The sequence below is a fragment of the Tateyamaria sp. genome (assembly GCF_039945315.1).
GTDB lineage: Bacteria > Pseudomonadota > Alphaproteobacteria > Rhodobacterales > Rhodobacteraceae > Tateyamaria.
In genome coordinates, this window is record NZ_JBDUXB010000025.1 from 1 (window position 1) to 23,344 (window position 23,344).

Consider the following 23,344-nt stretch of genomic DNA (forward strand, 5'->3'; position numbering starts at 1 on the left):
GGAAAGGATCAAACGAAAGACGCTCGAAGCGCGCCGCTTGCAACACAGACAACGCGCCGCATAATCAAACCAACAAGATGAGCCAAACTCTCTCTTAGTTTAGGTCGCCATTGGTTCCAAAAACTCTGACGACCGACAGTCCGTACAACGCGACAAACAGATGCCGCTTTGGAAAAAGAATCGGGAACCGAGTTAGCGCTACGATTCATTGCTTTTCGTTCAGTACCATATCGGAGCGGCTTGGACGTTCACGAGTATCTCGATGACGCCTTATTTCAGCTTGCTTCCCCGGGGGGCGTGGATACGGGCGCCGAGGGCGAAATATTCACTAAAACCTTCGACTATTTGGAAGCCGCTTTGGGTGATTCCGCTTTCCAGAGATGGAATGGAGCTTCCTTCACCGGTAAGTTCCTGATGTCGCTTTTTGAGGTCATAGCTACAGGCACCTCAAAGAATCTAGCTGCTTTGGACGCAATGCAACCGAAGGACCGAAATGAACTTCTTATAGAGAAAGCCAAGAGCCTGCCTGAAGAACCAACATTCTCACAGAACTCCGGTGCTGGCGTTCGCGGCACAACCCGCCTTACAAACCTTTTGCCGATTGCAGAAAACCTCATGGCTCCGTGAGGGCACGCCGTGATTAAGGTCAGAACACTTAGTGAGATGCAAACGGCATTGGACCAAGAGATGGCTTGGCGCATCAAGGAGATCGGTGTTTTTAGAGTTGGCGCGGGTTCTAACGGTCCTCAGCGTAAGCCATACATTAGAGCTGGGGTCGCTTTGCTCTATGCACATTGGGAAGGCTTCATAAAGAACTCGTCCGAGATTTACCTCAGTTATGTTGAGAGCAGAGCCTTGCCCTATCGCGACTTGAAGTCTTGCTTTGTAGTTTTTGGTTTAAAGGGAAAGATAAATACACTTGTTGAAGGCAGGAAATCACTGCCTAACGTCGAGGCAATGGACTTTATCTTTTCGAAGATGGGTGAAACGGCAAAGTTGCAAATCAACTCCGCGGTCAAAACAGAATCCAACCTGACTTCTACGGTGTTCAGCAATATTGCCGGGTCCCTAGACATTGACACATCTCCCTATGAAACAAAATTCCACCTTATCGACTCCAGTTTGGTCGATAGGAGAAACAAGGTCGCACATGGTGAGTTCCTTGATATCAAAGGAGGCGACTTTGCCAGTTTGGTGGATGACATCCTGAGCCTTATGCGGCGGTACAAAACTGATATTGAGAATGCAGCTTCGCTCGAAAGCTACAAAAAAGCGGCCTGACTGCGATTTTCAGTCTTCCTTTGGGGGCAGTCCAGCATGTTGCAATGTCCGTATTGGGCTGGCTACGGTCATCTAGCCAAAACCATTAGATGGCGGCTCCGAGCCGGATGAGACTGAAGCTGCTCCCCGTCGAAGTGGCGGCAGTACGGAGAAAGCCGTTCGCATGAACGTGTTCCCACTTTTTTTGGCGGGTACTCAATCGTTTGGCCAAAATGCAAAAATGATTGGCCGGATTTGCTGGCCAACAGTTTGAGTGTGTCAGGTGTCTGCCAAATGGAAGAGGGCTTGAAATGTGTGCCGGTTGCTTTGGTTGAAAAAATTCTTGACACGCATTTGCATGAAACGCGCTGGATTTGCACGCTTATGGTCAATTTGCATTCAAGGTGTTGCTGGCTGGGATGGTAGGATTCGAACCTACGGTACACTGTACCAAAAACAGTTGCCTTACCACTTGGCTACATCCCAACGTGACGCGCTAATTAGTCTGCCATTGACCAGCGCGCAAGCCCCTTTACCGCAAAAACCTTGTCATTCGGTTAGTCCGTCATCCGTCAATAGGTCGGGGGTTTCGGGATCGTTTCGTTCTGCCTCGACAAGGCGGTCGAGGGAGGCCTGCGATGTATCTTCGACGTCTTTGGCTGCGATGGGCTGCTGTTTTGAAACCTGTTGGGCCTTTCGCATGGCAGGGGGCGGTGTGCTCTCTGGTCCTTTCCCCACCAATTGAATGCGATACGTTGTGTCCGGCACCTCGATCCCTTCAGCCTCGATCGCAGATTTGACCATCCGAATGGCCTCGCCCTTGGCTCGAGCAAGTGATGTGTTGCGCTGATCAATCCAGCCTGTGACCACAAGAATTATTGCGCCGTCGCCAATCCGGTCGATCCATGTCATGGGTGCCGGATCTTTTAAAGAGAAGGGCAGTTCTGCAACCACCTGTTCCGCTAAGTCGCGCACCTGCTCTAGATCTCCGTCGGAGGCCACGCCAATCTGGAAATCGTACCGGCGTTCTTCGTTGGTGGAGTAGTTCACAATCCGGCTCTTGAACACTGTGGCATTGGGAATCCGGATGTGATTTCCGTCAAAGCTGAGCAAAATGGTGGCCCGACTGGTCAGGCGAATGACCTTGCCCACATCTCCTTCGATTTCGACGATATCGTTTGGGCGAAACGGTTGACGGATCGAAAGCATGATTGAGGCGATAAAGTTTTCAACCGTGTCCCGTACCGCGAAACCAATGGCGAGCCCGACGATCCCGGCCGCCCCTAGGATTGTTCCAAGCAGAGCCGTCGCCCCTAGGATATCCAGAGCGATGACCAGTCCGCTCACGAAAAACACCATTCGCAGGACTTGCCGGTAGATATTTGCGATGAAAGCGTTCGGCGCAATGCGATCCCATGGACGGCGCATTCGAGCGAGCAGGATACCTGCAACAAAAACAATCGTGAATCCTAACAAGGCCACAGCCGCCAACGGCAAGAGCGCGACACCTTGCGCGAGGCGCGTTCGAAACCGATCAACGGCTGGATTAAGCCGTGCCATCAAATCCGTTGTTTCAGCGACTTCGTTTTCGATCGCCACGACACCGGCGATCCTCAAAACGATGTCATTCAAACGGGCAGCTTGTTGGGTTTCAATTGTGGTGCCGCGCAAGGTCACGATTCCGGAAGACACTGTCACGGTAATCTCATCGTAACCGTCCAGTTCGCTTAGGATGCTGCGGATCCGCACGGCGATGGCCGCGTCTTGCGAAGCGCTGTCTTCGACTGCGATCGTACCCTGCGGTTGGGTGGTGGTTTGCGCAACGGTCGGGCCTGCGCTCAGACACAGCAACAGGATCAGCGCGCGGATCATGCCTGCGTGTCCAACAGGATTGCTCCTGCACGATTGCCTGTTTCGACGGCGACGTGAGCCGCAACGCAGTCAGCTAAAGCAAAGGTTTCTGCGACTGGGCAGGTCAAGGCGCCCTGTTCAAGTGCTGTGTGCAGGTGTTGAATGGCGTGATCGCGCAAAGTCTTTGGCAGCAGATAAATCAGTAAGATATCAATGGTCACCGCTTTAAAAAGCATTGGCCCGAAGGCGAGCGTTGGGTTCATCTCTTTTGCTGATCCATATGCGGCGATGGTTCCATTGGGTGCGATCACTTCGGCATCGACAGCAGCGTTTAGCCCGAACTCAACTTCAACAATTCGGTCAACAAAGGCGCCTTGGTTTTCAGATAGTATCTTTTGCGCCAGATCGTCGCGAGCGTAGTCCAGAACGACGTCCGCGCCAGCTTTCTCGGCGGAGGGCATACCGTCGCCGCGCGCTGTTGCAATGACGCGTGCGCCGCCCCACTTGGCCAGTTGCACAGCCAGAAGGCCAACGGTTCCCGCACCGCCTTGAACCACAACCGTTTTGCCAGCGACTTCGCCGCCGCCAAACACGGCGTGACATGCGGTCAGCCCTGGTATGCCCAAGACCGCTCCGGTTTCCAGAGACACAGTGTCGGGCATTGCAACGGCCTGAGACGCGGGAAGGCAGATATGCGTTGCCGCAGTGCCGAAGGGGCGTTGCCATTGACCGTTCCAGATCCAGACGCGGGTTCCAACTCGTTCTATTGGTACTCCTTCGCCCACAGCCTCAATCACACCTGAGCCGTCGCTGTGCGGGATGATGCGCGGGAAAGGTGGCTTGGTCACGCCGGGGCGTGCGCCGGAACGGGCTTTGACGTCTGACGGATTCACTCCGGAATAGGCAAGCCGGACAAGCACTTCGCCTGGATTTGGCGTAGGAGTTGGAATCTCACTTAATTCCAGAACGTCAACGGCAGGCCCGAAGGCCGTGTAGGATGTGGCTTGCATCAGGTGTGTCCTGTATGAATTTTGTTTGAGTCAAGAATAACCGAGCGGGCCGAAATGGCCAGCCCTGACCCGACCAACCAGACAGGACATTTAAGTATGCCCAATCGAGCTTTGATCCCGCCTGCGCTGCGCGCTGCGCGCTGCGTGCGAAGTGGCGTGCATGTCGCCGGGTATCGCGGCAGATGGTTTTGTGTTCCTGACAGGCGTCACAGGGGCCAGCGCCGACGGGACAATGCCACAGGGGGATGTCGCCCAGTTTGAGCCTGTTTCGAAAAGATTGCTGCAGTACTCGCCGAAGCAGACCTGACGCTGGATTCTGTTGTGGAAATGACCAGCTATCACATCGGGTTGCGTGATCATTTCGACGTCTTTGATGCGGTGCGACGTGCGCATCTGCGCGATCCATACCCGGCATGGACGGCAGTCGAAGTCGCCGGATTGCGAAGGGTGGGCGCAGTTGTCGAAATCAGAGTCGTCGCGGCGCTGGACTAGTCGCGCAGTTCGTCCATGGCCACACCCCACAGGCGGGCTTTGGGCGCCCACCCTTTGTAACCGGCGGCCGTAACACGGCACCATTCCGGGTCGCATTTTCCGAGGCGGGCGATCACGCCAACCTCCAGAGCCGCGGCCACAGGTGCTTCGGCCTCGGGGCGTGTCCGAATGGTGAGCATGTCCTGTTCGATCAGAACCGTACGTGTTCCTGATAGGAGCGAATAGTGTATCCAACCACCCAGACCATCCCGGTCTTCGACACGACGCCAATGGCCGTGTTCGGCGGTGACTTGCAAAGGCATATCGCGACGAGTGTAGACCCAGTCGATCCGATGGGACAGCGAGGGCCCCCGTCGCACATTCCCTTCTGCCGCCTTAAGGGAGACATATCGCGGCATCGGCAGGTTTGTCACCGGGCCCACATCTTTTGCCATACTAGGACCTGCCAAAACACACAGACATAGCATTGTACTCAGTGCCGCCGAAATGGGGTTGGGAATACGCATCTCTCGCCTCTTGAAATGGCCGAGGTTCTTGTGCCTCGTGCTCACTTCCGCCACCATGATATGAAATGGCTCGTACGCCAAGGCCGGGGAGGGCACATATGCCAAAGGATCGCTTGAGTGTTGTCGTTACGCGACGGTTGCCCGCTGAGGTTGAGACACGCCTGAGCGAATTGTTCGATGTGCGCCTGCGTGAAGATGACACTGCGATGAGCCGGAACGAGATCGTGGAAGCAATGAAATCAGCGGATGTGCTGGTGCCCACAATTACGGACACTGTGGATGCGGCGATGATCGGGCAGTCCGGTGACAGATTGAAACTGATTGCGAATTACGGGGCCGGTGTCGACAACATTGACGTTTCTACGGCCCGCCAGCGCGGTATTCTCGTGTCCAACACGCCGGGCGTTTTGACCGAAGATACCGCTGACATGACAATGGGATTGATCCTGGCCGTGACCCGGCGCCTGCCTGAAGGGTTGGCGGCGATGCAAGCTGGCCGTTGGGATGGATGGTCACCGACCGCTTTCCTTGGCGGACGGATCGCAGGGCGGCGCTTGGGCATCCTTGGCATGGGTCGGATTGGGCGTGCTGTGGCAAAGCGTGCGGCGGCCTTTGGCATGCAGGTTCATTATCACAACCGACGCCGCCTGCGCCCGGAGGTCGAAGACGAATTGCAGGCGACCTGGTGGGAAAGCCTGGATCAGATGATCGCGCGCATGGATGTGATCAGCGTGAATTGCCCGCATACCCCGTCGACTTTTCATCTGATGAATGCGCGCCGTCTCAAGCTGATGAAGCTGGATGCGGTGATCGTGAACACCTCGCGTGGCGAGGTCATCGACGAAAACGCGTTGACCCGCATGTTGCGGGCAGGTGAGATCGCAGGAGCGGGGCTGGACGTTTACGAACATGGGCGCGAAGTAAACCCGCGTCTGAGAGAATTGCAAAACGTCGTGCTCTTGCCTCACATGGGCTCGGCCACCCGCGAAAGCCGCGTCGAGATGGGTGAAAAAGTCATCATCAATATCAAGACCTTCGACGATGGACACCGTCCTCCGGATCAAGTGGTGCCATCCATGCTGTAACGTAGCGGAAAACGCCCCATTTTCCGTTCGAGGATTTTGAAAAGCCCAGTAAGCCCAGAGGAGAGAGACATGCGTTTTTGTTTGACGGTCGCGTTTTTGATGTTGGCTGGTGCGGCGATGGCCCAGCAAGCCGCCGATGCGGTTCAGCCCGAAAGCGGGACGGGCGGAGACGCGGTTGTCACCTCTCAGGCTGTTGCAGACGCGCTGGCTGCAAAAGCGGACGGCGTTCCGGTTGAGGCACAGGATTACATGGTCGCAGCCGCCAATCCGCTGGCGGTGCAGGCCGGTGTTGATGTGCTGACTGCGGGTGGCACGGCGGCGGATGCTTTGGTGGCCGTCCAGACGGTTCTGGGCTTGGTGGAACCGCAATCCTCTGGTTTGGGAGGCGGTGCGTTTCTGGTCTGGTACGATGCCGCGACGCGATCTCTGACAACATTGGATGGCCGCGAAACGGCTCCTCTGGCGGTTACGCCGACGCTGTTCCAGAACGAAGATGGCAGCCGCATGGGCTTCTTTGATGCTGTTGTGGGCGGTCGATCCGTGGGAACGCCGGGCACGCCAGCACTGCTGGCCGAGGTGCACGCCCGCTGGGGCAATCAGCCTTGGGCGACCCTGTTCGAGCCAGGCATTGAGTTGGCGAGCACCGGATTTGAAGTCTCTCCAAGGCTCGCAGGTTTGATCGAGCGGGACGCGGAGCGGCTTGCCGTTTTTCCGACCACTGCGGAGTACTTTTTGCCGGGTGGTGCGCCTTTGACCGTGGGCGCTATGCTGCAAAATTCGGACTATGCTGCGACCCTTGGGGCACTGGCCATAGGCGGAGCCGAGGCCTTTTATACTGGTCAGATTGCGCAGGATATCACTGCAACAGTGCAGCAATTCTCCGCCAACCCTGGAGTGTTGTCTGAGCTTGATCTTGCCATCTATCAAGTCAAAGAACGTGGGCCGGTCTGCACGGCATACCGCACGCATGAGGTTTGTGGGATGGGGCCGCCGTCCTCCGGGGCGTTGACGATAGGGCAGATACTTGGGATGCTTGAAGCTTATGATCTGGCCGCCCTAGGGGCCGAAAACCCCGAAAGTTGGCGGCTGATCGGTGATGCCTCGCGCCTCGCTTTTGCAGATCGTGGGCGGTACATGGCGGATAGCGACTTTGTCCCGATGCCGACCGCTGGTCTGGTCGACCCTGCCTACTTGGAGCAGCGTGGCGCATTGCTGGGTGGGGATGGCGCGCTGGAGGAGGTCGCACCCGGCACGCCCGCTTTCGATCACAGTCTGAACTTTGCCGATGATCAGAGCATAGAACTCCCTTCAACCTCGCATATCTCGATCGTGGACAGCTTTGGCAACGTGGCGTCCATGACCACCACAATCGAAAACGCCTTTGGCTCGCGGCTAATGGTGCATGGGTTTCTGCTCAACAATGAGCTCACCGATTTCAGCTTTGCCACACATAACGACGGCGTACCGATTGCCAATGCCATTGCACCGGGCAAGCGGCCGCGCTCATCCATGGCGCCGACAATCGTGATGAAAGATGGCGCGCCGGTATTGGCCATTGGCAGCCCGGGCGGAAGTAGGATCATCGGTTATACAGCGCAGGCGATCATCGCGCACCTGGATTGGAATATGGACGTGCAACAAGCGGTCTCGATGCCTCATGCCGTCAACCGGTTCGGGACATTTGATGTCGAGGAGGAGACTGCGGCGACAGACCTTGTTCCCGCACTTGAGGCGATGGGGTATGAGGTGAATGTGCGCGGGTTGAACTCGGGTCTGCATGCGATTGCGATCGGTGACGGATTGCAGGGCTGTGCCGACCCACGCCGCGAAGGAATTGCGCTCGGGGAATGACCCGGACCACGACTGGAGGAGACACGCATGGCACAAGCTGTTGAACTGCCGCGAAATGAAGAAGGGATTGCCACTGCTCTTGGCATTCTCAAACAGCAGTTCGGGGATCGGTTTCATACCGGTCAGGCGATGCGGGACCAGCATGCGCACACAACCACCTACATCAAGCCGCAGGCCCCTGATGCCGTGGTCTTTCCGACCTCAACAAGGGAGGTTTCGGACATCATCAAAGTCTGCGCCATGCACAATGTGCCCGTGATCGGCTATGGTACGGGGACGTCGCTTGAAGGGCATGTGAACGCACCGGCAGGTGGGATCTGTGTGGACCTCAGCACCATGGACAAGATCATATCCGTCAATGCGGACGATCTGGACTGTGTGGTGCAACCGGGTGTGACCCGTGAACAGCTGAATACGTATCTGCGCGACCGCGGGCTGTTTTTTCCGATTGATCCCGGAGCGAATGCGTCGCTTGGCGGGATGGCGTCGACGCGTGCATCCGGGACGAACGCGGTGCGCTACGGAACGATGAAGGACAACGTGATCGCGCTTGAGGCCGTTATGGCCGATGGACGCGTGATCCGCACGGCGCAAAGGGCCAAGAAGACGTCCGCCGGCTATGACCTGACCCGGCTTTTGGTGGGCTCTGAGGGCACGCTGGGGTTGATCACCGAAGTGACACTGAAGCTGCAGGGCATCCCAGAGGCGATCCGGGCGGCACGTATGTCGTTTCCAAGCATTGATGCGGCTTGTCAGGCGGTGATGACGACGATCCAATACGGCATCCCGGTTGCCCGTATCGAGTTGATGGATGAATTGAACGTGCGCGCCGCTAATGCCTATGCAGGCCTTGATTTGCCTGAGACGCCTCTATTGCTGCTGGAGTTCCATGGCTCGGACAATGCAGTGGTGGAACAGGCCGAGATGTTTGGATCTATTGCTGAAGATGCGGGTGGATTTGACTTTGCGACCACGGGCACAGCCGAGGAACGCAACAAGTTGTGGAAGGCGCGCCACGATCTGTATTGGGCGACATTGCAGTTGCGCCCCGGCGCGCACGGAATTTCAACTGATGTCTGCGTGCCCATTTCGCGCCTTGCAGAGGCCGTGACAGGGGCGCAGGCCAAAGCGGCGGCGTTGGGCTTGTTGGCCCCAATCGTCGGCCATGTCGGAGATGGAAACTTTCATTCGCTTGTTCTGATTGATCTTTCAGATGCGGATGAAGTGGCCCGTGCCGAGGAGTTCACGGCCTACCTCGCTGATGAGGCCATCGCGATGGAGGGTACTTGTACAGGCGAGCATGGTATTGGGCAGGGCAAGATGCCTTACCTGATCAAAGAGCTTGGGGCTGCTGTCGAATTCATGGCGGCCATCAAGGACGCCTTTGATCAGCAGGGCATCATGAACCCAGGGAAAATATTCAAGCGCTGATCCTGCGGACGCCCTTGCGGGCGACGCCATGTTTTAGGGGCTCTGCCCCGTCCTTCGGATTCTCCGGGATTTTTTAAAATCAGAGAAGGGCGGTGCGGGTGGGCGTCGTTTTTTCGCTGTGACCGGTCGGCTTGTTGGCGCGCGAGAGCCTCCTTGTTTTCTAGAAGAGTGTTCAGGTCTTTGCGAGGAGTCGGCACATGAAAACGCACGTCAAAGCATTGGTTGTCGGGGGCGGAGCCGTTGGCACTTCGATTGCATATCATCTGGCCCGCGCGGGTTGGGACGATGTGATGTTGCTCGAGCGGGACGAGTTGACGTCTGGGTCGACCTGGCATGCAGCCGGTTTGCTCCCCTATTTCAACATGTCCTTTGCGACGACGCACATCCACGACTACTCAATTCGGTTCTACAAAACGCTGGAAGAAGAGACCGGCCTGAATGCGGGCTTTGCCGTAGTGGGCAATCTGCGCATGGCGCAGACGCAGGAGCGGATGGATGAGTACATGCTCTATGCCTCCACCGCGGAGACCTGCGGTGTACCTTATGAGTTCATGACCCCCGATCAGATCAAGGCGAAATGGCCGTTGATCAACACTGAGGACTTGAAAGGGGCGCTGTACCACCAAACGGATGGCTATATTAACCCTGCTGATGTCACCATGGCCATGGCCAAGGGCGCCCGGCAGCGCGGTGTCATGATCGAGCGTAAGTGGCAGGCAGATGCGTTCCACTGGACCGGTGAGGCGTGGGAAGTCACAGCCACCAAGATGGTCGAAAAAGGTGGCAACCTGATCCCTTCTGAAGAGCAGATCGTCATCACTGCCGAACATGTTGTGACGGCGAGCGGCAACCATGCCCAACGCACAGCCAAGATGCTGGGCATCAAGATGCCTGCGATCCCCGTTGAGCATCAGTTTATCGTTATGGAACGGGACCCTTCGCTGATGCAATTCCGCGAAGCAGGCAATGTCGAACACCCTGTGATCCGCGATGCTGACGCGCAGTCCTATGTGCGTGAAGAACGAGGTGGGTGGATCCTTGGGGTTTATGAAAAGGGTGCGCCTGCGCGCTTTGAGCATGGCGTACCCGACAGCTTCCGCGCCGATCTGTTCCAGCTCGATCTGGAGCGGATCGAGGATCAGTATATGGCGATGATCCACAGGGTCCCGTCCTGTGAGGAGAGCGGCCTTAAAGACGATTTCAACGGACCGATTTGCTACACGCCAGATGGCAACCCGCTGGTCGGGCCTGCGCCGGGTTTGCGCAACATGTGGCTGGCTGAAGGGTTCTCATTTGGCATCACCGCCGCAGGCGGCACTGGCTATTATCTGGCGCAGATGATGGTGGAAGGAGAGGCCGAGATCGACATGGCTTCGCTTGACCCCAAACGCTATGGCAAATGGATGACGACCGAGTTTGCGGCGCGCAAGAACGAAGAGTGCTACGAGCACGTCTATATCCTGCATCACCCGGACGAGGAGCGGCCAGCATGCCGGCCGCTGCGCACCTCTCCTGCCTATGACCGGCAAGCGGCCAAGGGAGCGCAGTTTGGGTTTGTGAACGGGTGGGAGCGGCCCAACTACTACGGACCTTTGGATGCGCCTGAAAATTTTGACCATGATGCCCGGTCGTTCCGGAGGGGTGGCTGGTGGCAATACGCCCATGACGAAGCAAAAGCCGTGCGCGAAGGTGTTGGCCTGATCGATGCGACGGCCTTTACCAAGCATGTGTTGCGCGGGCCCGGCGCGACGGCGTTTCTGGATTGGTTCACCTGCAACCGTTTGCCCAAAGTGGGACGCATCAACCTGACCTATGCGCTGACAGGGGCCGGCACGACGCGCACAGAATATACCATAGTGCGCAATGCCGAAGACGAGTATTATCTCGTGAGTGCAGGGGCTTGGCAGGCGTATGATAGCGATTACCTGCACAAGGCGATCGAGGATAAAATCCCAGAATTTGGCTGGATGTCGTGCCATGATGTGACGTCGCAATGGGGTGTGTTTGCCATCGCCGGACCAAAATCTCGGGATGTTTTGGGCGCACTGATCAAGGATGCTGATCCGGCGACTGCACTGTCGAACAAACGTTTCCCTTGGTTGTCAGCCCGGCAGATTGAGTTGGGGATGTGTCCGGTGAATGCGATCCGTGTGGCCTATACCGGCGAATTGGGATGGGAGTTACACCACCCCATCGAGATGCAGAATTACCTGTGGGATCAACTGGTTGCTGCGGGCGAACCTCATGGCATGAAGCTGGTTGGTGCGCGGGCGCAAAACTGGTTGCGTCAGGAGAAATCTTATCGCGCATTCGGCACCGAGTTGGGTCGGGATGCAACGCCGCTGGAGGCGGATTTGCCGCGCTTTGTGGACCTCAGCAAGGATTTTCACGGCAAGGCTGCGATGGAAGCGATTGGTGTACGTTCCAAGTGCGTGACGTTGTTGATTGATGGGCCGGATGACGCGGATCCGTGGGGGCGCGAGGCGCTCTACAATGGAGAGACCCGCGTGGGCCGTCTAACTTCGGGCGGTTACTCGGTGGCCTTTGGAAAGTCCATTGGCATGGGATATGTCTCTCCTGAGTTGGCGGTGCCCGGCACGAAGCTGCAGGTCAAGATGTTTGATCAACTGTGGGATGCGGAGATCGTGCAGGACAGCCCATATGATCCAGAAAACGCTGCGATCCGCATCGACGGGTAAGTCCGGCGGGGCGACGCTGTTTGCTTGGGCAAAGGCGTCCGTCCGCCGACCCGGGCGACGTGTTTCTTTAGCGAATTGTGCGCTGCTCCAGCCAGGACTGCCAAGACTCAGCGCTGCCATTGAAGACATTGATGTCCACCAATCCGGGTGTATTGGGCAGGGTGCCGGTGGCCGTGTATTGCCAAAAGCGCCACGACTGTCCCGGATAGGCTTCGGCCGGGGATTTGGCGGTGGTGCGCAACCAGAATTCGACGCCTTTGAAAGCACTTAGTCCGTTTTCCCGGTAAAAGCGTGGTGTGGTGTAAATAATCGGTTTCTGCCCAAAGTGTGCAGACACGATGTCTATCCAGCGCTGCATTTCATTGCGGACGGTCGCGCCGTCTGGGCGGCGCTGGCAGGTTGGGGAAAACGGGTTCCATTCCATATCCAGAACGGGGGGCAGGGTGCCGCGTGTGCGTGGGACTGTGTCGATAAAGAACTTTGCCTGCACTTCGGGCGTCGTGCAGAAATAGTAGAAATGATAGGCCCCGCGCACGATCCTGGCCCGCCCGGCGCCGCGCCAATGATCGTCAAACTTTATGTCCTTGAGATCTCCACCCTCGGTGGCTTTGAGAAAGGCGAACTCGATTCCGACGGCCTTGGCGCGTTCCCAATCGACGGAAGTCTGGAAGCGGGCGGCATCCATGCCGCGTACCGGGAACCTTTTGGGTTGGCGGCCGGAGAAGACAACCGGGGCGGTGTCCCCGATTTCCATGCGGCCGTTGAACTGTTCAGGGCTGGGCCCGCAGGCGGAGAGGAGGAGAAGCAGGACGGCGAGGATGCGGAGTGCCATGATTAATCCTTGTAAAAGCGGGCGGGAGAAAGGGATCGGATGGTTGCGGCGTCGATTTCGGGTGCTTGTTCAAGCGTGAGATCGGCCAGCAGTTGGCTGGCAGCGGGAGCCGTTTGGAAACCATAGCCGCCTTGACCTGCGCACCAGATAAACCGTTCGTTTTCAGGGTCTTGCCCCAGAACCAACGTACGATCCGGGGCAAAGCTCCGCAAGCCCGCCCACGACGAAGTCAGCCGTGTGACAGGTTCGGTGACGTGGTTCTCGTAGCGATCAAGTCCCTCGGCCAGAACCATGTCGTCTGCCCATGCATCATGTGGCTCTACCGGGTCCTCGTCCGCTGGAGAGACGAGCAACGCGCCCGCGTCGGGCTTCGCGTACCACGTCTCTCCGACGCCAAAGAAGATTGGCCAGCGGGACACGTCGTGACCGCCCGGGGCTGGGATACGCGCCATGGAGCGGCGATGTGGGGTGATCCCGACGGGATTTACCCCAGCCATAACAGCCACTTGATCGGCCCATGCACCGGCGGCGTTGACCAATAGATCTGCGGTTAAAGTTTCGTTGCCGCAACGCACGGACCACGTTTTGTCAAAACTGATCGCGCTGACCGCGTTCCCGGTCAGAACCTGCCCACCATTTGCGCGCACTGTCTTTGCGAAATCCTGAATCATACGGTCGGTGTCGATGTCGAAGGCGTCCGCGTGATAGGCTGCGCGGGTTATTGTTTCGTTCAGGATGGGAACGTGGTTGCGCGCCTCATTGACTGATATTTCGGGGCATTTCAGAGTTTTTGCATCTTTTTCAAACGCCTCGTCTTCGCCTGCGCGTCCGACCAGCAGAAAACCGCGAGGGCTGAGATAAGGTTGATGGAAGGCCGCACTGGCGTGGTTCAGCGTAATGACGGATGGCAGGCCGTAGTTTTCTTCAAACAGGGCCGCCGAACGACCTGAGGCGTGGTAGCCAAGCGAGTCTTCGCCCTCGATCAGAGTAACCTTTGCATGGGCTGACAGCCGTGCTGCGGCAGAGACACCTGCAATGCCCCCGCCGATCACGATGATGTCGCTCATGCCTCTTCGATCCGGTCCGTGGCGGGGGGCGGTGTGACACTGAAGCTGGTGATTTGTTCATAGAGTTCAGGTGTCATGTCGAAGTCGAGGGCCGCCAGCGATGGTTTGAGCTGATCGACTGACCGTGCTGAAACTATGGGCCGGGGCCGGGCAGGATGGGCCATGGCCCAGGCGACGGCCAGAGTTGCGGGACTGGTGCCGAGATCGCCTGCAAGGGCTGTCAGCTTCACGGCCGCATCGCGCATCCAGTCGACATTGTAGCGTGCTGCGTATCGGTGATCTTCGGTCAGCCGACCCGTGCCGCCGCTTGCGTATTTTCCGGTGAGCAACCCGCCTCCAAGCGGGGAGTAGGGCACGATTTCAAGGCCTTGATCCACGCACATCGGAAAGATTTCAACCTCTGCCTGCCGCTTGACGAGGCTGTGCATGGGCTGGACCATTTCGATCATCACGTCAAAGCCCAAGGCGACTCGCTGTACCTTGACCACTTGCCACGCAGCAAAGTTGGACACCGCGATGTGGCGGATTTTACCCGCGTGTTTGAGAGTTGCGAGGGCGTCGAAGGTTTCCTGCAATGGCGTGTCGTCGTCAAAGCGGTGCAGGTAGAGAATGTCGACTACGTCGAGGCCGAGCCGTTTTTGGGAGGTGTCAAAGCCGGTAAGGATATTTTCACGACTAGACCCGCCGTCATAGGCGGCCTTGGTGGCGATGATCAGGCTGTCGCGATCCTTTTGGATCATTTCGCCCAGCAGGGTTTCGGAGGCCCCGCCGTTGTAGACGTAAGCGGTGTCGAAATGCGTAATTCCGGCGTCGCGGGCAGCGTCAAACATGGCCCGGCTGGCAGCGGCGTTGGCATTGCCGCCAAACTGCATTGTACCAAAGGTGAGGGACGAGAGCGGGGTGCCATTCAGAGATGTAATCATGCTTCGATTGGTGCCATGACTGGGACCGTACGCGCAACGGTTAATGGGCACGCGGCCTGAAACGCTGCGAAAGCCCTTTAACCATGGGCTTTGAAGCCGGCACAATCTGTACACCGCACGTGCACAGTCTGTGCACAGCCACGTACACCGGGGTGTGGTTAACGCGGCGTGCGGTGGCGATTGTTACCAAAGTGTGAACGGCAAACTGGTCAGGATTTTTGGCTATGTTACCCTTGGTCCAGCATGATGAAGGGGGCGACGTTATGGCCGATGGTTTCGAGCAAATGGTTGAGGAGGCGCTTGCCTTTTTTGCACTGTTGGAGGCCAACAACTCCAAAGACTGGTTCAATCCGCGAAAAGAACACTACAAGGAAGCTATCGCTGGCCCTGCCGGGTTCTTTGCCGATCTGATGGCCGAAGATATTGCGCGCCTGACTGGCAAGCCCCACAGTTCGAAAGTGTTTCGCATCTATCGTGATGTACGCTTTTCCAAGGATAAGACTCTGCTAAACACGCACCTGCACATGATGTGGCAGCCTGCCGACAAGGATCCGTTGGCGCCAGTGTGGTTTTGGGGATTGAGCCGCGAGTACTTTGTTCAGGGCATGGGGGTGGTCGGTTTGCAGGGCGAGGCTCTGACCCGGTACCGTGCGTTTGTAGACACTTGGGGAGACGGGCTTCAATCCGCGTTGGATGATGCTCGCGATACGCTGGGCGCTGAACTGGGAGATTGGGGCCCTGAGCCTTTGAAGAAAGTGCCCAAGCCATATGACAAGGATCACCCGCACGCAGAGTTGCTCAAGCGCAAAGGCCTGACCGTCAGTTCGCCGATACCAAGAGATTGGCGCAAGACAGGTGTAATGAAGGCGACCCTGACCAATGCAAAAGGACTGATACCAGTGTGGGAGATGTTTGATGCGCATCTATGAGGGGCCGGGTAAAGAGTCGCGAGGAGGCCAGTCATGATTGATCACATCACCTTTGGCGTCCTGGATTTTGACCGCTCTACCGCCTTTTACGATTCTGCGTTTGCGCCTTTGGGTGTGCGGCGGGTTTTTGATGTTCCGCTCGAACATTCCGGTGGCGTGAAGGTGACGGGGTATGGGGATGACCGCCCATGGTTCTGGCTGGCTGAAGAGCGGGCGACCACGGGTATGATGCATATCGCGTTGCAGGCTGAAAGCCGCGCAGCGGTGGATGCGTTTCATACTGCTGCTCTTGCGGCCGGAGGGACGGACAATGGACCGCCCGGGCTGCGCCTCCATTACCATGCAGACTATTACGGGGCCTTTGTGCTTGATCCGGATGGCCACAATATTGAGGCGGTTTGTCACACTCCAACCGACTGATATTATAGTGTGATCTTAGAAAAACTTGAGCGTATCGCTTCAGTTTCAGCGTATCATGTTTGGTTCCACGAAAAAAAGTTTTCGCCAAATGTCCATCCGGTCTCTTCTCGTTCGTCATGTAGGTGAAAGCACTTTCGCTTTCGCCAACAACAAGGAGAGACGACTATGACACTTTGGACCATTCTTGCGAGCGGGGCGGGCGTTGTTGCTATCGCGGCTGCTGGCAGTCTGTTGCTGCCCCGCCACGTCCATGTGGAACGCGAAGCGACGTTGCAGGCCGCCCCCGAGGCCATTCTTGCGCTGGCTGCTTCCAACACTGGATACCAGCAATTCAACCCATACCTTAGCGTTGATCCGGCGTTGAAGATTGACCCCTTTGGGCCCCCATCGGGTGTGGGCTCGGGCTTTGCCTTTGATGGCAAGGACGGGACGGGCACTCAGATGGTGGCTGAGGTCAGTGATGGCGCCGTTCATTATGAGATCGATCTTGGCGCTATGGGTCAGCCGACGCAGATCATCGCTGTTGATCCGCTCGAAGGCGGTGTGCGCGTTACATGGAGCATGGACGCAGATATGGGTTTTAATCCTGTCGGTCGTGTCATGGGACTTTTCCTTGACGGGATGATCGGCAAGACTTTGGACCGTGGCCTGAGCAACCTTGCTGCCGCAATTTGAGGGAGAACTTCGATGCGTTATACTTTTTTGCTTTATACTGACCCTGCTGATCTGGCCCATATGGGTCCCGCGGACTGGGCCGAACAAAAACAGGCCTATGGCGCCTATATTGGTGCACTGAAGGAGGCGGGCGTTTTTGTGGATACCGACTGGTTGCAACCTGTCACCACGGCCACAACCCTTACGGCCAAGGATGGTACACAAGTTGTGCAGGACGGTCCGTTTGCTGAGACCAAGGAGCGGCTGGGTGGCTATTTCGTCATCGACGTGCCTGATCTGGATGCGGCCATGGAATGGGCGTGGAAATCCCCATCGGCCAAGACCAGCAAGGTTGAAATCCGCGCCTCGGCCATGGAGAGCTGAGTGAGCGATGCGGTCCGCGCTGCTGAAACAGCGGCGCGGGACAGCTATGGCCGATTGCTGGCTTATCTGGCGGCGCGCACCCGCGACATCGGGCTAGCCGAAGACGCGTTGAGTCACGCATTTACCAAGGCGCTGAGCGACTGGCCGGTCAGTGGTGTGCCTGACCACCCGGATGCGTGGCTGCTGACCGTGGCGCGCAACGCGGTGATCGACCGTCAGCGCCATCTGACCCGGTTTCACAAGGATACGGAGGTGCCCGACATGCCTGCGCCTGAGACGGCGGATGCCCTGCCGGACGAGCGGTTGGCTTTGATGATGGTCTGCGCTCACCCTGCCATTGCCCGCGATCTGCACACGCCCTTGATGTTGCAAACCGTATTGGGCGTAGAGGCGCGGGTGATCGCTCAACTCTTCATGGTCTCTCCTGCTGCGCTGACCAAACGGTTGGGCCGGGCAAAAGCTAAGGTGAAGGCGGCGGGCATTCCTTTTTCCTTGCCGGGGCCAGAGGATTTACCTGCGCGCGCCGCAGCAATTCGGGAAGCTATCTACGGGGCTTATGGTCTTGATTGGGTGGCGCCGGGGGACGGGCTGGGGGACGAGGCATTATATCTGGCGGATTTGCTTACCCGTTTGTTGCCTGGCGATGCGGAGGCTGCGGGGCTTGCGGCGCTGATCGCCTTTGGTAATGCCTGCGCGGGTGCACGTGTTGTCGAGGGCGTTTTGGTTCCCACGGACGTGCAGGATGTCCGCCTCTGGGATGAGGAATTGCAGTTTTACGCTGACCGTCAATTGACCCGCGCCTTTGGGCTGGGGGATCTGGGACGTTTTCAGATCGAGGCGGCCATTCAACAAGTCCATATGGCACGCAAAGACAACGGCGAAACGGATTGGAATGCGCTCAACTACCTCTATCACGGCCTGATCCAGATCGCCCCATCCGTTGGCGCCCAAGTCGCCCAAACGGTTGTAACTGCGCGGATTCATGGGGCTGAGGCGGGGTTGAAGGCGTTGACCGAGATCGAGTTGGACTGTGGTCATGCAGTTCAGACGCTTTGGGCGGCGCGGGCGGACATGATGTCCGATTTGGGAGACGTGGAGGCAGCTTGTGCCGCCTATGATCGGGCGATTGATTTAACAGCCGAAGCGCCGGTGATCGCGTTTCTACACGCGCAGCGGGCCAAGGCAGTCGCTCGCATTTGAGCTAAGTTTGCCTGATTGCCCCGACCGTCGAAAACCAGTTGTCAACGGATTTGGCTCATTTCCTTCAATACGCGATGATTTCAGAATGAGGTTGTTATGGAGCGGATGTGGGGCCTTTTGGCTTGCGTTGGATTGTGTTTGCAGGCGGCTTTTGCCTCTGCAGAGGCGCTGCCGATGGCAGCGCGGGGCAGTCTGCTGACCGATCGCAATCCGCTCTATGTTCAGACAGCAGTACGCGCACCCAATTCGCCCAGCCTGTTTGCGGGAAAAAGCGGGAACAGCCTGTTTCGCCCGATGCCTGTGTCTATCCGCGTGCCGTCTGGCCTCGGCGCGATGCCGTTTCATGATCTGGGACCTGTGGGGCAATTGCGCGCACTAATTGCGCAGGCAGAGGCAGGGGCCAAAGGGTATGACGCTGTGCAGCACGGTGCAGATATTCTTCCCAGTGGCCCACCGACGACCCTGACCATTGCGCAGATTTACGCGTGGATTGATGACACTCCGGGACAGCCCCACGCCATAGGCCGCTACCAGTTCATCCCGCCGACGCTGCGCCGTCTGGTCCGCCGGATGGGTCTGAAACATGACACACTGTTTAGCCCGAAGATGCAGGACCAACTGGCCAACCTTTTGCTTTACGAGGCAGGGTTGCACAAGTTTCAGTCCGGAGAGCTGGACCGCAAGGCCTTTATGAACAACCTCGCCAAGATTTGGGCGGGCCTTCCCAATGACACGGGCCAGTCCCATTACCACGGTTTCGCGGGCAATAAGGCTACGATGTCGTGGGTTTATTTTGACGCGCAAATGGGGCGGATTTTCCCGGGTTGAGCGCGAGTGTGTGAAGCGCACGACATTATCAAGGGCATGGAAAATCAAGTTTTGCGTGAGGCAGGAATAGGGGGCGAAACGTGCATAGTCAGCTTCTTTTGTGGAGGACGTTTTTTTGGCCGCAGCAGGGTGTGTTTGGCCCCAATTGCGGCCGCGCTTTTCGTCCCTGTTTGGGTCGTTTTTCGTGCGGAACAGTCTGTTCGAGCAAAGCTTTGGGTAGCTTGTGTGCCGGATCGGCACAAAAATTTTTGAAAATAAAAATCACCTAAATTCAATTGACTAAGTTCAATTCTCGCCAAAATGAGGTGCGCACCTCAAAATATGTATGGACGTGAGGTGCGTACCTCAAATAGCGTCATAGGTGTCCAATGGACGATTCGGCGACGTAAATTAAATGATGCCGATTTCACTCTGGGAGGAGAACCTATGAAACATTTGAAACTGGCATCAGCCAGCGCCCTCAGCATTGCAGCGGCGTCATTTGCAAGCACTGCTCAGGCCGAAGATCTGACATTGTGCTGGGCGGCGTGGGATCCGGCCAACGCTCTTGTGGAACTGAGCAAGGAATTTGAATCGCAATCCGGCCACTCCATGAGCTTTGAGTTTATTCCATGGCCCAACTTTGCCGACAGGATGCTGAACGAACTGAACTCGGGCGGTAAATTGTGCGACCTGCTGATCGGCGACAGCCAGTGGATCGGGGGCGGTGCCGAAAACGGCCACTACGTCAAACTGAACGACTTCTTTGACGCCGAAGGCATTTCGATGTCCGACTTTGCGGACGCCACCGTGTATGCCTACTCTACGTGGCCCAAAGGCACGCCGAACTACTACGCGCTGCCGGCGATGGGTGATGCAAATGGCTGGTTCTATCGCAAGGACTGGTTTGGCCGCGAAGACATTCAGGCCGCTTACAAAGAGGCCACCGGCGAGGATCTGCGCGAGCCACAAAGCCAGAAAGAAATGCTGCAAATCGCACAGTTCTTCCAGGGCCGTGAGATTGATGGCCAGACCGTTTACGGTGCTGCGATCTTCACCGAGCGTGGGTCTGAAGGCATCACGATGGGTGTGACGTCTGCGCTGTATCCTTGGGGCTTCAAGTACGAGAACACGCCAGGTTCCTATGACATGGACGGCGCTGTGAACTCGCCCGAAGCGGTAGAAGCGCTTGAATTCTATAAAGAGTTCTACCAAACAGCGACGCCTCCGGGCTATACGAACAGCTATATGGGTGAGAGCCTTGATGCGTTCAAATCCGGTCAGGTCGCCATGGCGATGAACTGGTTTGCCTTCTTCCCGGGCCTCTATGCAGACCCGAACACAGGCGGCGACAAGATCGACTTCTTCGTGAACCCACCGCAGAACAACGCGGGCTCCACGCTTGGCGGTCAGGGCATTTCGGTTGTGGCCTATTCCGACAAGCAGGATGCTGCACTTGAGTACATTAAGTGGTTCGCCAACCCCGACGTTCAGGCGAAGTGGTGGGAGCTGGGTGGCTATTCGGCGCACAACTCGGTCCTGAATGACCCTGGTTTCAAGGATAGCGCACCTTTTGCTGGTGACTTCCTCGAGGCGATGGGCTCGGTGCAGGACTTCTGGCAGGAACCGGCCTATGCCGAATTGCTGCTGGCGATGCAAAAGCGTCTGCATGACTACATCGTCGCCGATCAGGGCACAGCGCAAGAAGCGCTGGACAAGCTGGTCGAAGACTGGACCGAAGTCTTTGAGGACGAAGGCAAACTCTGACGCCTCCCGGATCACCCGTTTGCGCGGGTGATCACCCAAGACGGGCTGTCCCGGACATGTGTCCGGGGCAAGCCTTCCCTGCACCCTCACGTCTGGATCATCCCGCATGACTGATACCCCTGCCACCCGCGCGGCCCAAGCGACCCCGGTCGGCGTGGCGCGCAAGATCAAGGGACTGAGCGACCGCGCCATTGCGTGGATATTTGTTGGCCCCACGATCTTTTTGCTGCTGGCGATCAACATCTTTCCGCTGATCTGGACGATCAATCTCAGCTTTACCAACTTTCGGGCAAACCGCCTGAACCGCGAGGTCGACTACATAGGTCTGCGCAACTACGAGCGGATCCTGACAGACAGCGACATCTGGCTGAACATGCAGGCCACAGCACATTTTCTGTTCTGGACAATCTTCTTTCAGGTGCTCATCGGCTTTGCGCTGGCCTACCTGATCAACAAGAAATTCAAGGGCAATGACTTGTGGACCACGATCATCGTGCTGCCCATGATGCTGTCCCCAGCCGTTGTCGGTAACTTTTGGAAGTTCCTTTATCAGCCGCAAATCGGTTTGTTTAACTACGTCGTCTCTTTCATCACCGGCAAAGACCCGTCGAGTTTTGAGATGCTGGGATCGGTGCAGCTTGCCCCTTGGTCCATCGTGATTGTGGACACGTGGATGTGGACGCCGTTTGTGATGCTGATCTGTCTCGCGGGGCTGCGATCCATCCCAGACTACATTTACGAGGCGGCTGAGGTCGACCGGGCCAGCAAGCTGCGACAGTTCTTTACCATCACAATTCCCATGGTCTTACCTTTCCTGATGCTGGCGGTGCTGTTCCGGGGGATCGAAAACTTCAAAATGTTCGATCTGGTGGTACAGCTGACGGGTGGCGGGCCGGGTTCAACCACAGAGCTGACCTCGATCAACCTCAAGCGCGAGGCGTTTGAGAAGTGGCGCACCGGCTACGCGTCTGCCTACGCTATCATCCTCTTTGTAACCGTGTTCGGGCTCGCCTCGATCTACGTCAAAGCGTTGAACAAGGTGAAAGAAAGATGAGCAGTTTCTCCGTCACAGAACCGTCCAAACGATCCAAATGGTTCGCGGGCACGTTGGTCATCGTATATGCACTTATCACCATGGTGCCGTTGGCGTGGATCATGCTGACCGGGTTCAAGTCGCCTGCAGATGCGATCAGCTATCCGCCAAAAGTCTTGTTTGAACCCACGCTTGAGGGCTACGTGAATCTATTCACGACCCGCACCCGGCAAACGGACGAGTTCCTTGCGGCGAACCCGCCGCAGACTTGGTATGATGAAATCGTGCGTGAATACGACATGGTCATCGCGGGCCCGTCAAAGTTCGGAGAGCGGTTTCTGAACTCTGTGATTATTGGTTTCGGGTCTACCTTTCTCAGTATTTTCCTCGGTACATTAGCGGCTTACGCGTTTTCGAGGTTCAAGATACCTCTGGCGGATGACTTACTGTTTTTCATCCTCAGTACGCGGATGATGCCGCCCATTGCGGTCGCTATCCCGATCTTCCTGATGTACCGGCAACTGGGTCTCAGCGACACGCATCTGGGCATGATCCTGCTGTATACGGGGGTGAATATCAGCCTTGCCGTCTGGCTGCTCAAAGGGTTCATCGACGAGATTCCGTTGGAATACGAAGAGGCGGCACTTATCGATGGCTACACCCGCTTTCAGGCGTTTTACAAAGTGGTGCTGCCGCAGGCGGCCACGGGGATCGCGTCGACCGCAATCTTCTGTCTGATCTTTGCCTGGAACGAATATGCGTTCGCAGTCCTGCTGACGTCTGGAACCGCGCAAACGGCGCCGCCCTTTATCCCGACCATCATCGGAGTAGGCGGACTGGACTGGCCTGCGGTTGCAGCGGGTGCCACCATCTTCCTGCTGCCGGTCATGATTTTCACCATCCTGTTGCGCAAGCATCTGTTGCGCGGGATCACATTTGGGGCGGTGCGCAAATGACAAATTTTCTGAACGGATTGATGCGCCTGCGCCGTGGCCCGTGGGAGATGCTGGCCACAATTCTCATCGGGCTTGGGGTGTTCATGTTGATGCAGCCATTTGTGCTGTGGCTCTACACCTATTCCTTCATTGTAACGCTGGTGGGCACCGTGATGTTCATCATCGTCTCCCACTTCAAGGAGTAGCC

The 23,344-nt window shown here is 57.1% G+C and carries 23 protein-coding genes and 1 tRNA gene; 17 read left to right on the forward strand and 7 right to left on the reverse strand.

Annotated features, from left to right (window positions below; translation table 11 throughout):
• Positions 1-168: 168 nt before the first annotated feature.
• Both ABJD00_RS06455 and ABJD00_RS06460 read left to right on the forward strand, forming a co-directional pair.
• The gene (locus tag ABJD00_RS06455; RefSeq protein ID WP_413853631.1) at positions 169-627 is read left to right on the forward strand and encodes a hypothetical protein; all 459 of its coding nucleotides are present in this window, start codon (positions 169-171) and stop codon (positions 625-627) included.
• A gap of 36 nt (positions 628-663) precedes the next feature.
• Positions 664-1,281 carry an MAE_28990/MAE_18760 family HEPN-like nuclease gene (locus ABJD00_RS06460; RefSeq protein ID WP_413833155.1) on the forward strand — a complete coding sequence of 206 codons (618 nt, stop codon included), beginning with the start codon at positions 664-666 and terminating at the stop codon, positions 1,279-1,281.
• Positions 1,282-1,671: 390 nt separating this feature from the next.
• On the opposite strand, the gene ABJD00_RS06465 is transcribed toward ABJD00_RS06460, so the two are convergent.
• The 3 genes from ABJD00_RS06465 to ABJD00_RS06475 all read right to left on the reverse strand — a co-directional run bounded on the left by ABJD00_RS06465 (position 1,672) and on the right by ABJD00_RS06475 (position 4,121).
• Positions 1,672-1,746: transfer RNA gene (locus ABJD00_RS06465), tRNA-Gln, on the reverse strand.
• A gap of 63 nt (positions 1,747-1,809) precedes the next feature.
• A complete protein-coding gene (locus ABJD00_RS06470; RefSeq protein WP_413833149.1) occupies positions 1,810-3,132 on the reverse strand; it encodes a mechanosensitive ion channel domain-containing protein in 1,323 nt (440 codons plus the stop codon).
• Entirely contained in the window at positions 3,129-4,121 is a 993-nt protein-coding gene (locus ABJD00_RS06475; RefSeq protein ID WP_413833147.1) for an NADPH:quinone reductase, read from the reverse strand. The genes ABJD00_RS06470 and ABJD00_RS06475 overlap by 4 nt, the downstream gene beginning before the upstream one ends.
• A 321-nt stretch (positions 4,122-4,442) precedes the next feature.
• On the opposite strand from ABJD00_RS06475, the gene ABJD00_RS06480 reads away from it, so the two are divergent.
• On the forward strand, positions 4,443-4,613 hold the full coding sequence (locus ABJD00_RS06480; protein WP_413833145.1) for a Rid family hydrolase: 171 nt from the start codon (positions 4,443-4,445) through the stop codon (positions 4,611-4,613).
• Here ABJD00_RS06480 and ABJD00_RS06485 read toward each other — a convergent pair.
• A complete protein-coding gene (locus ABJD00_RS06485) occupies positions 4,610-5,047 on the reverse strand; it encodes an SH3 domain-containing protein (RefSeq protein WP_413833143.1) in 438 nt (145 codons plus the stop codon). The two genes, ABJD00_RS06480 and ABJD00_RS06485, sit on opposite strands and share 4 nt — an antisense overlap.
• 170 nt (positions 5,048-5,217) lie before the next feature.
• On the opposite strand from ABJD00_RS06485, the gene ABJD00_RS06490 reads away from it, so the two are divergent.
• The 4 genes from ABJD00_RS06490 to ABJD00_RS06505 all read left to right on the forward strand — a co-directional run bounded on the left by ABJD00_RS06490 (position 5,218) and on the right by ABJD00_RS06505 (position 12,185).
• Positions 5,218-6,204 carry a 2-hydroxyacid dehydrogenase gene (locus tag ABJD00_RS06490; RefSeq protein ID WP_413833141.1) on the forward strand — a complete coding sequence of 329 codons (987 nt, stop codon included), beginning with the start codon at positions 5,218-5,220 and terminating at the stop codon, positions 6,202-6,204.
• Positions 6,205-6,273: 69 nt separating this feature from the next.
• Positions 6,274-8,055 (forward strand): gamma-glutamyltransferase, encoded by a 1,782-nt coding sequence (gene ggt, locus ABJD00_RS06495; RefSeq protein ID WP_413833139.1) that lies wholly within the window; start codon positions 6,274-6,276, stop codon positions 8,053-8,055.
• 27 nt (positions 8,056-8,082) lie between these two features.
• Positions 8,083-9,486: an FAD-binding oxidoreductase gene (locus ABJD00_RS06500; RefSeq protein ID WP_413833137.1), complete on the forward strand. Its 1,404-nt coding sequence runs from the start codon at positions 8,083-8,085 to the stop codon at positions 9,484-9,486.
• A 197-nt stretch (positions 9,487-9,683) separates the two neighbouring features.
• Positions 9,684-12,185: a GcvT family protein gene (locus ABJD00_RS06505; RefSeq protein ID WP_413833135.1), complete on the forward strand. Its 2,502-nt coding sequence runs from the start codon at positions 9,684-9,686 to the stop codon at positions 12,183-12,185.
• Between the two features lie 67 nt (positions 12,186-12,252).
• Here ABJD00_RS06505 and ABJD00_RS06510 read toward each other — a convergent pair whose 3' ends face one another.
• The 3 genes from ABJD00_RS06510 to ABJD00_RS06520 are packed head-to-tail and all read right to left on the reverse strand — an operon-like array spanning position 12,253 to position 15,007.
• The gene (locus ABJD00_RS06510) at positions 12,253-13,017 is read right to left on the reverse strand and encodes a GH25 family lysozyme (protein ID WP_413833133.1); all 765 of its coding nucleotides are present in this window, start codon (positions 13,015-13,017) and stop codon (positions 12,253-12,255) included.
• Between the two features lie 2 nt (positions 13,018-13,019).
• Positions 13,020-14,084 carry an NAD(P)/FAD-dependent oxidoreductase gene (locus ABJD00_RS06515; RefSeq protein ID WP_413833131.1) on the reverse strand — a complete coding sequence of 355 codons (1,065 nt, stop codon included), beginning with the start codon at positions 14,082-14,084 and terminating at the stop codon, positions 13,020-13,022.
• Positions 14,081-15,007: an aldo/keto reductase gene (locus tag ABJD00_RS06520; RefSeq protein WP_413833129.1), complete on the reverse strand. Its 927-nt coding sequence runs from the start codon at positions 15,005-15,007 to the stop codon at positions 14,081-14,083. Before ABJD00_RS06520 ends, ABJD00_RS06515 begins: the two co-directional genes overlap by 4 nt.
• 224 nt (positions 15,008-15,231) lie before the next feature.
• On the opposite strand from ABJD00_RS06520, the gene ABJD00_RS06525 reads away from it, so the two are divergent.
• The 10 genes from ABJD00_RS06525 to ABJD00_RS06570 all read left to right on the forward strand — a co-directional run bounded on the left by ABJD00_RS06525 (position 15,232) and on the right by ABJD00_RS06570 (position 23,342).
• Positions 15,232-15,936: a TIGR02453 family protein gene (locus tag ABJD00_RS06525; protein WP_413833127.1), complete on the forward strand. Its 705-nt coding sequence runs from the start codon at positions 15,232-15,234 to the stop codon at positions 15,934-15,936.
• A gap of 33 nt (positions 15,937-15,969) precedes the next feature.
• The gene (locus tag ABJD00_RS06530; RefSeq protein ID WP_413833125.1) at positions 15,970-16,356 is read left to right on the forward strand and encodes a VOC family protein; all 387 of its coding nucleotides are present in this window, start codon (positions 15,970-15,972) and stop codon (positions 16,354-16,356) included.
• Positions 16,357-16,521: 165 nt separating this feature from the next.
• A complete protein-coding gene (locus tag ABJD00_RS06535; protein WP_413833123.1) occupies positions 16,522-17,031 on the forward strand; it encodes an SRPBCC family protein in 510 nt (169 codons plus the stop codon).
• Positions 17,032-17,043: 12 nt separating this feature from the next.
• Positions 17,044-17,394: a YciI family protein gene (locus ABJD00_RS06540; RefSeq protein WP_413833121.1), complete on the forward strand. Its 351-nt coding sequence runs from the start codon at positions 17,044-17,046 to the stop codon at positions 17,392-17,394.
• Entirely contained in the window at positions 17,395-18,594 is a 1,200-nt protein-coding gene (locus ABJD00_RS06545) for an RNA polymerase sigma factor (protein WP_413833119.1), read from the forward strand.
• Positions 18,595-18,690: 96 nt separating this feature from the next.
• Positions 18,691-19,422, forward strand: coding sequence for a hypothetical protein (locus ABJD00_RS06550; RefSeq protein ID WP_413833117.1), 732 nt, complete (start codon positions 18,691-18,693; stop codon positions 19,420-19,422).
• Between the two features lie 426 nt (positions 19,423-19,848).
• On the forward strand, positions 19,849-21,168 hold the full coding sequence (locus ABJD00_RS06555; RefSeq protein WP_413833115.1) for an ABC transporter substrate-binding protein: 1,320 nt from the start codon (positions 19,849-19,851) through the stop codon (positions 21,166-21,168).
• Between the two features lie 106 nt (positions 21,169-21,274).
• The gene (locus tag ABJD00_RS06560; RefSeq protein ID WP_413833113.1) at positions 21,275-22,222 is read left to right on the forward strand and encodes a carbohydrate ABC transporter permease; all 948 of its coding nucleotides are present in this window, start codon (positions 21,275-21,277) and stop codon (positions 22,220-22,222) included.
• Positions 22,219-23,157 (forward strand): carbohydrate ABC transporter permease, encoded by a 939-nt coding sequence (locus tag ABJD00_RS06565; protein WP_108836181.1) that lies wholly within the window; start codon positions 22,219-22,221, stop codon positions 23,155-23,157. Before ABJD00_RS06560 ends, ABJD00_RS06565 begins: the two co-directional genes overlap by 4 nt.
• A complete protein-coding gene (locus tag ABJD00_RS06570) occupies positions 23,154-23,342 on the forward strand; it encodes a hypothetical protein (RefSeq protein WP_413833111.1) in 189 nt (62 codons plus the stop codon). Before ABJD00_RS06565 ends, ABJD00_RS06570 begins: the two co-directional genes overlap by 4 nt.
• Positions 23,343-23,344: the final 2 nt, after the last annotated feature.